The sequence below is a fragment of the Catenulispora pinistramenti genome (genome assembly GCF_018274385.1).
Classification (GTDB): domain Bacteria; phylum Actinomycetota; class Actinomycetes; order Streptomycetales; family Catenulisporaceae; genus Catenulispora; species Catenulispora pinistramenti.
Map to the genome: position 1 here is coordinate 1 of NZ_JAAFYZ010000506.1, position 867 is coordinate 867.

Here is an 867-nt window from a genome sequence, read left to right on the forward strand (position 1 = left end):
CCCCCAGTCCCCCAGCCCCGCAGTCCGCAGTCCCGCACTCCCGTACTCCCGCAGTCCCGCGCGAAGGAGCCGCTGTGATCACCGCCATCGTCCTGATCAAAACCGACGTGGATGCCATCCCCGAGGTCGCCGAGAAGATCTCCCGGCTGGCCGGGGTGAGTGAGGTCTACTCCGTGACCGGCGAGTACGACCTGATCGCCATGGTGCGGGTGCGGGAGCACGACCAGCTCGCCGATGTGATCCCGGGCGGGGTGAACAAGGTGGCCGGGGTCAGCCACACGGTCACGCACGTGTCGTTCCGGACTTACAGCGCCCTGGACCTGGAGGCGGCGTTCTCGCTCGGGCTGGACTGAGGCAGGACCCTCAGCGCGACCCACCCCTAAGGGAAACTCCCTACGAACGCATTAAGAATTCCCGGCGAACGCCAAACCCCGCCTCCCAAGAGGAAGGCGGGGTTCGTGACGCCACGTCATTGTGTGAGTGCGGGTGGTGCGCCGACCCTATGGCCGGGTCGTGCCGCCGCCGTCAGGCGTCGGGGTCCTCGTCGATGAGGAAGCCGCGCATCGGGGAGGGCTGGGACGGGACCGAGGGCTGGCCCATGCCGTTGCCGCCGCCCATGAACGGGGGCTGCTGGCCGCCGCCCATCTGCTGCGGGGCCGGCATCTGCGGCCGGATCGGGGCCATGGTCTGCGTCAGGGCCGCGGCGTTGGTGCCGTTGTTGCCGCTCTGGAAGGAGCCCTGGGAGCCCGCGCTCTGGAAGGAGCCGGTGGAGCCCGCGCTCTGGAAAGAGCCGGTCGAGCCCATGCCGCCGCCGTTCAGACCGGCGCCGACCGGGGACGGGGCCGGGGGCATGCCCGGGGGCAGCGA

General features: G+C 70.6%; 1 protein-coding gene and 1 pseudogene. One reads left to right on the forward strand and one right to left on the reverse strand.

The window, feature by feature from the left end:
- Positions 1 to 74 precede the first annotated feature (74 nt).
- Positions 75 to 353, forward strand: coding sequence for an Lrp/AsnC family transcriptional regulator (locus KGQ19_RS48730; protein ID WP_194899897.1), 279 nt, complete (start codon positions 75 to 77; stop codon positions 351 to 353).
- A gap of 172 nt (positions 354 to 525) precedes the next feature.
- Here KGQ19_RS48730 and KGQ19_RS48735 read toward each other — a convergent pair.
- Positions 526 to 867: pseudogene (locus KGQ19_RS48735) on the reverse strand (hypothetical protein); the annotation flags it as partial.